Raw genomic sequence first — 8364 nt, 5'->3', positions numbered from 1 at the left:
TGTTCCTCAACCATCTCTATGGCGGCATGGACGAGCCGGAGCTGAAGATCATCGATGTCTTCATCTGCAAGCTGCGCAAGAAGATCGCCTCGGCCACCGGCGGTGACAATTACATCGAAACCGTCTGGGGGCGCGGCTATGTGCTGCGCGACCAGGTCGAACCGGTGGCGGCCGGCGCCAAGCGGGCGGCCGGCGCACGGTAAGCCGGTTTCGGATATGGAATGGAAAAGCCGGCCCTGAAGGCCGGCTTTTTTGTTGCCCACGCGCCGCTTTCACGACCTAATCCCCCATGGAAGAAGCGGGGGAAGAAACGCAAGGGGAAGCGATGCAGATGCAGACGCGCCACTGGTCGACAGAAACGGTCCGGCCGGGCGAGGGCCTGAGCTACTGGGTCGAGGCCATCTGTGAGGCTTTCCTGGAAATGAAGGCCGACAGCAGCATGCGGCGCAACTTCACGGGCCGCCTGACCCAGCATCCCTTCGGCCCCGTCGACCTCAATTTCGTGCAGGCCAGCGATCAGCAGGTCTGGCGCACGCGCCAGGCCATTGCGCGCAGCCGGCAGGACAATTTCTATCTGCTGCATGTGCGTGCCGGCCGGCTGGAGGTGGAGCAGGACGGCCGCGTCGCCCTGACACGGCCGGGCGACAGCGTGCTGGTCGACAGCCGCATGCCCTATCGCTTCGCCTTTCCCGACGGCGTGGACTGCCTGTCGGTACAGATTCCGCAGGCCTGGCTGAGGTGGCATATTGCCATGCCCGAAGCGCTGACCGCGCGCGCCTTCGCCGCCGGTTCGGGCTGGGGCGGCACGCTGAATTCCGCGCTGGGCAACCTGATGCCGCAGACATTGCCCGATCTGGCGCTGCCCGCCGGCTTGCTGGCCGATCACCTTGCGGCCCTGCTCACCCTGGCGGCGGGACCGCAGGCGGAAGACAGCCTCAGCACGCACCAGCAGGCCCTGCTGCGCCGGTTGCGCCTTGGCCTGCGCGAGCGCAGTGGCGATACGGAGATCGATCCGGCGCGGTTCGCGGCCGAACACGGCATTTCGAAACGCTATCTGCATCTGCTGTTTGCTGCCGCGGGAACCAGTTTCGGTGCGGCTCTGCTGGAGGAGCGCCTGTCGCAGGCCCGCGCGGTGCTGGAAGATCCGCGCCGGCAGTCGCTGAGCATCACCGAGGTCGCCTGGCGCAGCGGCTTTGCCGATCCCAGCCATTTCGCCCGCCGTTTCCGCCAGCGTTTCGGCCTGGCCCCGGCCGCCTGGCGCCGCCGCCTGCATACATAGCCTGCACGCATAGCCGCAATTTCCTGCGCCGCCCGCCGCGCGGCCGGCCGGCGCGCGGGGTATATCGGCCACCGCAAACCAAAAAAGGCGGGAGGCCGCGATGGGCTACACATTCGTTCTGGTGCATGGATCCTGGCACGACAACCAGGCCTGGGCGCCGGTGATCGCACGGCTTGAGCAGCAGGGCCACAAGGCGCATGCGCCCACGCTGGCCGGCCATGCCCGGGACGCCAGCAAGAGCGTCAGCCATGCCGATTGCGTTGCGTCGCTGGTCGATTATATCCGGCGCAACGACTTGAAGGATTTCATCCTGGTGGGCCACAGTTTCGGCGGTACGGTGATCCAGCCGGCGGCCGAACAGCTCAGCGACCGCATCCGCCGCCTTGTCTTCTGGAATGCCTTCGTGCTGAACGATGGCGAATGCCTGGAAGACAACGCGCCGCCGCATTACAAGGCGCTGTTCGACCAGATCGAACAGCCCGATGGTGGCGTGATGCTGCCCTGGCCGGTCTGGCGCGATGCCTTCATCGGCGATGCCGACGAGGCGCTGGCGAAGAAAGCCTACGACATGCTCTCGCCCACGCCGCGACGCAGCCATACCGACAAGGTGCCGCTGAAAACTTTTTCCTCGCTGCAGATTCCGAAAAGCTATCTGAACTGCACCGAAGATATCGCGCTGCCGCCGGGTCCGGATTTCGGCTGGCATCCGCGCATGTCGAACCGGCTGGGGCTATATCGGCTGGTGCAGATGCCGGGCAGCCACGAGGCGATCTTCACCAATCCCGCGCTGCTGGCCGACAAGCTCGTCGAGGCCGGGCGGGATTGAACGGAAAGGCGGTGGGGTGATCCCGCCGCCTGCTGTCTAACGTCTCGGCGCGTCGGGCCAAAAGCGCACACCAGCGCGGGCCAGGCCGCCGCTCACCCCCATCGGCGTGCCGTCGGCGCGCCAGCAGGCCGCGCCTTCCAGGCCACCGCCGGCCGTCTCGGGCAGGAAGCGGATCGCGTTCATGCCACCGCCCACATGCGGCACCGGCAGGATGTCGTGGCCCAGGCTGATCAGCGCTTCGCGCGCAGCCTGCGGAAAGCCGTCTTCCAGTTCCACCATCTGGCCCTGGGTCCACAGGCGCGGCGCTTCCACCGCCTGCTGCAGGGTCATGCCGTGATCAATCAGGTTGACCAGCGCCTGCATGGCCGAACCAAAAATGCGCAACCCGCCGGGCAGGCCCAGCGCATAGACCGGCTTGCCATCCTGCAGCGCCATCAGCGGCGCCTGCGAGGTAGTGATGCGTTTGTTTGGTGCCACCGACAGTGCTTTGCCCGGATGCGGGTCGAACAGGTACATGTAGTTGTTCGGGATCACGCCGGTGCCGGGCAGGATGAAGCGCGCGCCGAACAGGCTGTTGATGGTCTGTGTGCTGCTCACCACATGGCCATCGGCATCGGCCACCGTCACATGAGTGGTGTTGGCCGATTCGCCTGCCGCCACGCACGCGCTCCAGCTCTGCGCCCTGTGCGGGTCGATCTTGGCGCGCCGCTCGGCGGCATAGGTTTTTGAAATCAGTTTTTCCACCGGCACGTCGACGAAGGCCGGATCGGCGGTGGCGGCGGCGCGGTCGGCGAAGGCGATCTTCAGCACTTCGGCCAGCAAATGCAGGGCCTCGGGTGAACCGAAACCCAGCGCGCCGATATCGTATCCTTCCAGGATGTTGAGCATCTGGATCACATGCACGCCGCCTGAGGAGGGTGGGGGCGGGCCGATGATCTCAAAGCCGCGATACATGCCGCGCACCGGCTCACGTTCGATGGTGCGGTAATTCAGCAGGTCATCGCGGGTCAGCCAGCCGCCGGCCATCTGCAGCGCCGTTACGATGGCATCGCCGAGGGTGCCGCCATACAGAGCGGCAGCGCCCTCACGCGCAATCAGGCGCAGGGTTTCGGCATAGTCGCCCTGCACCAGCTTCGCGCCGGCTTTGATCGGTGCGCCGCCAGGCAGATAACGGCGGCTGATTTCGGGGTCGCATGTCAGATCGGCTGCGCATTCGGCCACGCATTCGGCCAGATAGGGCGTCACGACAAAACCCTGTGCGGCGTGGCGGATCGCCGGCTGGATCACGTCCTGCAGCGGCAGGCGGCCAAAGCGCTGCAGCGTCTCGCACCAGGCTTTCAGGTTGCCGGGCAGCGCCACGGCCTTGGCGCCCACCGCATTCTCGCGGCCCTCGGTTTCCAGGTAATCCGGCCCGGGCGTATCGCTGAGCGGACGATAGCATTCCGCATGGCTGGCCTGCGGCGCCGTGCTCAGGCCGTCGATCACCATATGGCGTCCGTCGGACAGGCGCAGATGCGCCATGCCGCCGCCGAAGATTCCCACCATCATCGGCTCGACCACGGTGAGGGTGAACAGCGCGGCGATCGCCGCGTCCACCGCATTGCCGCCGGCCGCCAGCATCTCCACCCCGGCCGCCGAAGCCAGCGGATGGTTGGTCACCACCATGCCTTTGGCGGCGGTGGCCGGTTGCTTCTCGCAATGGAAGAACAGCGTCATGGCGCGAAGCTCAGAGTCAGTGTGGTCTCGCTGGCTTCCGCCTCCACGCTCAGGTCGCTGGCAATCGCCAGCAGGCGGGCATAGCGGGCCATGGCCGGCGCCGGTTCCTGTGGCCAGTCGGGCTCCCCGGTAAAGGCGGCGGCCACACCCTCCTGCCAGCGCAGCATGGTGCCCTCGGCGCGGATGGCCCAGCCATCGCCAGCGCGCGCCAGGGTCATCGTGCCGCCACGCGGCAAAGCCTGGCCGGCCAGCGCAAGGCCGAGCAGCAGGGCCTTGCCCAGCGGCTTGGGTAGTTCGACATTGTCTCGCGGCAGCACAAGGCTGAGCCTGCCGCCGGCGAAATAGCTGTGGGCAACGCGCGACAATTCGTCCAGAGCCATCGGGTCCTGCACGCCGCCCGAGGCGCCAAGCGCCAGACGGAAGAAGGCGAGCCGGCGTGCGGCATCATTGGCCGACTGCGCGATCAGGCCGATGGCTTCCTCGCGCATCATGGCGTCGGTTTCCTCGGCCAGCAGCTCGACGCCGTTATTCACCGCGCCGATGCTGCCCGCCAGGTCGTGGCACAGCCGTGAGCAGATCAGCGCGACCAGGTCGAGCGTTTCGGTGGAAGCCATGGCTGAATTCTCCGGCGGCGGGCGGTGGCGGTGGGACTCCGTCCTGTCTAAGATGTCTGTCGCAGGCAATCAACCGCAAGCGAGTCCTCATGCTGGCCCCCTTTGCGCCCGGCGACTGGGTGGAAAACCCGCTGGAACCCGACTGGGGTCCGGGCCAGGTGCAGTCCGCCATCGGCAACCGGGTGACGGTGAATTTCCTGCATGCCGGCAAGCGCCTGATCAATACCGATCAGGTGATGCTGCGTCCCGCCAATCCGCCCCAAGACTGATGCCCGCCGATCTGCCGCAGCTTGCCCCCGCCATTCTCGACCTGGCCCGCCAGGCCGGCGGCGCCATCATGGCGGTTTATGCGACACCGTTTATCCAGCGCACCAAGGACGACCGCAGCCCGGTCACCGATGCCGACGAGCAGGCCGAAGCGATCATCCTCGCCGGCCTGGCCAGGCTGGCCCCGGATATCCCGGTGGTGGCCGAGGAGCAGGCGGCGCGCGGCGAGACGCCGGCGATTGACGGCAACCGTTTCTGGCTGGTCGATCCACTGGATGGCACGCGCGAATTCGTCGACCGGAATGGCGAATTCACCGTCAACATTGCGTTGATCGAGAACGGCGCGCCGGTACTGGGTGTCGTCACCGCGCCGGCGCTGGGCCTGGCCTGGCTGGGTTATGGAGGCAAGGCCTGGCGCTATGAGGGTGACGCCGCCACTGGTATCCGCGCGCGGCCGGTGCCTTCGCGCGGAGCCCATGTGCTGGTCAGCCGCAACCATCTTGACCGCGAGGTTGCCGGCTGGCTGAAGCAGCAGCCCGATTCAACCACCCGCACGGTGGGGTCGTCGCTGAAATTCTGCCGCATCGCCGAGGGTGCCGCCGATCTTTATCCGCGCTTTGCCTCGATCTCGGAATGGGACACGGCGGCGGGGCAGGCGGTGCTGGAGGCTGCCGGTGGTGCGGTGCTGACATGGCAGGGCGCGCCTTTGCGCTATGGCAAGCCAGGGTTTCGCAATCCCGGTTATCTGGCGCGCGGCGCGGCTTAAGTTATCGCCCTAGGCAATTGCGACGTCGATCAGGATGGCGGCGTAATGGCAGGCCGCCGCCGCCAGCACGAAGACATGCCAGATCGCATTCTGGTAGGGCAGACGTTCCCACAGATGGAACAGCACGCCGATGCTGTACAGCCCGCCGCCGGTCAGCAGCAACACCAGCGCGGTGAGCGAGGCGCCGTCCAGCAGCGGATCGAAGGCGGCGACAATGGTCCAGCCCAGCAGCAGATAGGTTGCCACCGACACGCGCTCGAACCGCAGGGGGTAGAAGAGCTTCACCGCTACGCCGGCCAGCGCGACGCTCCACACGAACGCCAGCAGGCCAACGCCCCACAAGCCGCCGATCACCATCAGGGCAAACGGCGTGTAGGTGCCGGCGATCATCACGAAAATGGCGGCATGGTCGAGCCGGCGGAAGCGGGCCTTCAGCGCGGCGTGGGTGGTCATGTTGTAGAGTGCCGAGCAGCCCAGCATGGCAAACAGGCCCAGACCGTACAGCACCAGGCTGACGGCGCGCGGCAGGACCGGATCAAGCACGATCAGCACCGCCAGCGTGGCGCAGGCGCCGACCGCAAAAGCCAGTCCGAGCAGATGCACCACCGCATCGGCGATGTATTCGGCGCGTGTGCAGGCACGACCCATGGCTGGCCCCCGTCAGGTTGAGGCCGACAGCTTAATCCGGAAAATGCGGCAGCAGAATGGCGGACTTTCAGTACCGGTCCAGATCGTCGCGGGCGCTGGCCGGGCCTGGCGCGAAACCCCGCATTTCCGCAAAGCGCAGCAGCTGTTCCGGCTTCAGGGCGTCGCGGGCGGCCAGATGGCTGCGCAGCCGCACGGCGCGCAGGCGGCCCTGCAGGACCGCGATCCGCGCGGTCTGGCCGTCCAGCCGGCCGGCATCGACATTACCCTCGGCGAAGGCGCGCTCCAGACGGCGTTCCTCGGTGGCGATACGGCGGCCCAGAGCCGTCACCTCGGTGTCCAGCGAGAATTGCAACTGGCGGATCTGCTGGCGCTGCTCCTCATCCAGCGACAGCGATTCGGCCATCTGCAGCAGGGTCTGCGGCGCCGGAAACAGGTTGTTTTCGGCCTGGCTCAGGTCGTCGGCCTGCAGCGGCACGATAACTGCGGCGGTCGGTGGAATGGTCGGGATATCGGTATCGGCCACGGCCGGAGCGGCGTGATGCTGACGTCCGATCGATCCGAGTGCAAAGCCGGCAGCCAGTGTGAGGCCGAACGCCATGGTGGCGATCAGGCGGCGCGTCATGAGCGTCTCTCCAAGAATTTCTGCGCCGGGGCCGCGAGAGAAAGAATACGTCTCGCTGGATTCGGCAGTGAGCGCAGGATACGGAGGACGATCTTACTTGTCGGTGACGATGATCACGTCGGCGTCGGGCGGGTCGGCATAAAGCCTGTTCACATCCGCGTGACGACGCTCCAGCACCGCGCGCTGGTTGATATAGCCCTTGTCGGTAATCTCGTTGGCGTCGATGGTGGGTGGTTCGTCCAGCAGCAACACGCGCTGGACCTTCAGCGACGAGCCGCCCTGTCCGGCGTTATGCGCGCGCAGCTTCGCCGCGATCTGCTCGCGCAATTCGGCCGGAGGCAGATCCTTCGCTGCCGCCGAGGGCCAGGCCAGCAGGCCGACATAGGGCCGGTCCGGTCCGGTCACCACCGCGTCCTGCAGCAGCGGCGAGCCGGCGGCAATCGCTGCCACGCGCACGCCGCCGACATGCACCCAGGTGCCGGTGGTCAGCTTGAAGTCCTCGGCGATGCGGCCGTCGAACACCACGCCGCGATTGGGGTCTTCCGGATCAGCCAGTTTCGCCGCGTCGCCGATGCGGTAGAATCCTTCTTCGTCGAAGGCCTGTTCGGTTTTGTCTGGCTCACCCAGATAACCCGGCGTCACATTGGGGCCTTTCACCCGCACTTCCAGCTTGCCGCCCGAAGGGGTGAATTTCAGTTGCACGCCCGGCACCGGCACGCCGATCACGCCGGCGCGCTCGATCGGAAAATGCGCGGCCGTGGCCAGTGGCGCGGTTTCAGTCGAACCCCAGCTCGAGGTCATGGCAACGCGTTTGCCCAGGGTGCGGATCGACAGCGTCTCCAGCCGCGCCCACAGGTCCGGCGGCAAAGCCGCGCCGGCATAGAAGATCATGCGCAGGTCGGCGAAGAAGCGGCGGCAGAGCTCCGCGTCCTGCTCCAGATGCGGTAGCAGCATGGCGTAACCGGCCGGCACGTTGAAATACAGGCTGGGCGAAACCTCGCGCAGATTGGCCACGGTCTTTTCCACCAGGCCCGGGGCCGGCTTGCCGTCATCGATATGCAGCGTGCCACCCTGGCGCAGCACCATGTTGAAATTGTGGTTGCCGCCAAAGGTATGATTCCATGGCAGCCAGTCGAGCAGCACCGGCGGCTTTTCCTGCAGGAAGGGCCATATCTGCGCGATGGCCTGCTGGTTGCTGCTCATCATGCGGTGGGTGTTGATCACGCCCTTGGGCAGCCCGGTCGAACCGGACGTGAACAGGTATTTCGCCACCCAGTCAGGGCCGATCTGCGCCAGCCGCGCATCAACCGCCGCCGTCGGCGCGGTGCCGAGCAGGTTCTTCAAGGCCGTGCCGCCGGCGCTATCCGATGTCACCACCTCGACGCCGCCGAGATTGAGGCTGCCCAGCGCCTTGGCGAACATCGCGCCCTGCTCGGCGAAGACCAGCTTCGGCCGCACCAGGTTGAAGATGTGGTGCACCTTGGCAAAATCGCCGCTCATCAGCGAATAGGCCACCGAGATCGGCGCCACCGGCACGCCGGCGACAAAACCGCCCAGCATCAGCAGGGCGTGGTCGATGCTGTTGCCCGACAGGATCATGATCGGCGCGGTCTGGCCCAGGCCGCG

The 8364-nt window shown here is 66.6% G+C and carries 10 protein-coding genes; 5 read left to right on the top strand and 5 right to left on the bottom strand.

The annotated features are described in order from the left end of the window. The 3 genes from Q1J79_RS00060 to Q1J79_RS00050 all read left to right on the top strand — a co-directional run. On the top strand, window positions 1-203 hold a 203-nt coding region (locus Q1J79_RS00060; RefSeq protein ID WP_300295054.1), incomplete at its 5' end, for a helix-turn-helix domain-containing protein. Window positions 204-325: 122 nt separating this feature from the next. Next, entirely contained in the window at window positions 326-1279 is a 954-nt protein-coding gene (locus tag Q1J79_RS00055) for a helix-turn-helix domain-containing protein (protein ID WP_300295052.1), read from the top strand. A 100-nt stretch (window positions 1280-1379) separates the two neighbouring features. Continuing rightward, window positions 1380-2105, top strand: a complete 726-nt coding sequence (locus Q1J79_RS00050; protein ID WP_300295050.1) for an alpha/beta hydrolase — start codon at window positions 1380-1382, stop codon at window positions 2103-2105. A gap of 36 nt (window positions 2106-2141) precedes the next feature. Here Q1J79_RS00050 and ggt read toward each other — a convergent pair whose 3' ends face one another. Both ggt and Q1J79_RS00040 read right to left on the bottom strand, forming a co-directional pair. Further along, window positions 2142-3821 carry a gamma-glutamyltransferase gene (gene ggt / locus Q1J79_RS00045; protein ID WP_300295048.1) on the bottom strand — a complete coding sequence of 560 codons (1680 nt, stop codon included), beginning with the start codon at window positions 3819-3821 and terminating at the stop codon, window positions 2142-2144. Further along, window positions 3818-4435 carry a histidine phosphotransferase family protein gene (locus Q1J79_RS00040; protein WP_300295046.1) on the bottom strand — a complete coding sequence of 206 codons (618 nt, stop codon included), beginning with the start codon at window positions 4433-4435 and terminating at the stop codon, window positions 3818-3820. Before Q1J79_RS00040 ends, ggt begins: the two co-directional genes overlap by 4 nt. Before the next feature lie 89 nt (window positions 4436-4524). On the opposite strand from Q1J79_RS00040, the gene Q1J79_RS00035 reads away from it, so the two are divergent. Together Q1J79_RS00035 and cysQ are read left to right on the top strand one after the other, a co-directional pair. Continuing rightward, a complete protein-coding gene (locus Q1J79_RS00035; RefSeq protein ID WP_300295045.1) occupies window positions 4525-4704 on the top strand; it encodes a DUF3553 domain-containing protein in 180 nt (59 codons plus the stop codon). Continuing rightward, window positions 4704-5468, top strand: a complete 765-nt coding sequence (cysQ, locus tag Q1J79_RS00030) for a 3'(2'),5'-bisphosphate nucleotidase CysQ (protein ID WP_300295043.1) — start codon at window positions 4704-4706, stop codon at window positions 5466-5468. Before Q1J79_RS00035 ends, cysQ begins: the two co-directional genes overlap by 1 nt. 9 nt (window positions 5469-5477) lie before the next feature. Here cysQ and Q1J79_RS00025 read toward each other — a convergent pair whose 3' ends face one another. The 3 genes from Q1J79_RS00025 to Q1J79_RS00015 form a co-directional block, all read right to left on the bottom strand. Further along, window positions 5478-6116, bottom strand: coding sequence for a hemolysin III family protein (locus Q1J79_RS00025; RefSeq protein ID WP_300295041.1), 639 nt, complete (start codon window positions 6114-6116; stop codon window positions 5478-5480). 67 nt (window positions 6117-6183) lie between these two features. Beyond that, window positions 6184-6738 (bottom strand): hypothetical protein, encoded by a 555-nt coding sequence (locus Q1J79_RS00020; protein WP_300295040.1) that lies wholly within the window; start codon window positions 6736-6738, stop codon window positions 6184-6186. Between the two features lie 93 nt (window positions 6739-6831). Continuing rightward, window positions 6832-8364, bottom strand: a 1533-nt coding sequence (locus Q1J79_RS00015; RefSeq protein ID WP_300295038.1) for a feruloyl-CoA synthase, incomplete at its 5' end; no start/stop codon positions are given.

It is taken from the genome of Ferrovibrio sp. (assembly GCF_029255545.1).
Lineage (GTDB): Bacteria > Pseudomonadota > Alphaproteobacteria > Ferrovibrionales > Ferrovibrionaceae > Ferrovibrio.
Note: the sequence above shows the minus strand (reverse complement) of the source record. Positions and strands in the feature narration are given on the sequence as shown.

Excerpts from the sequence above, each read along its gene's own strand:
- Q1J79_RS00055 (WP_300295052.1), top strand. The coding sequence starts at position 326 with ATGCAGATGCAGACGCGCCACTGGTCGACAGAAACGGTCCGGCCGGGC.
- Q1J79_RS00050 (WP_300295050.1), top strand. The coding sequence starts at position 1,380 with ATGGGCTACACATTCGTTCTGGTGCATGGATCCTGGCACGACAACCAG.
- ggt (WP_300295048.1), bottom strand. The coding sequence starts at position 3,821 with ATGACGCTGTTCTTCCATTGCGAGAAGCAACCGGCCACCGCCGCCAAA.
- Q1J79_RS00040 (WP_300295046.1), bottom strand. The coding sequence starts at position 4,435 with ATGGCTTCCACCGAAACGCTCGACCTGGTCGCGCTGATCTGCTCACGG.
- Q1J79_RS00035 (WP_300295045.1), top strand. The coding sequence starts at position 4,525 with ATGCTGGCCCCCTTTGCGCCCGGCGACTGGGTGGAAAACCCGCTGGAA.
- cysQ (WP_300295043.1), top strand. The coding sequence starts at position 4,704 with ATGCCCGCCGATCTGCCGCAGCTTGCCCCCGCCATTCTCGACCTGGCC.
- Q1J79_RS00025 (WP_300295041.1), bottom strand. The coding sequence starts at position 6,116 with ATGGGTCGTGCCTGCACACGCGCCGAATACATCGCCGATGCGGTGGTG.
- Q1J79_RS00020 (WP_300295040.1), bottom strand. The coding sequence starts at position 6,738 with ATGACGCGCCGCCTGATCGCCACCATGGCGTTCGGCCTCACACTGGCT.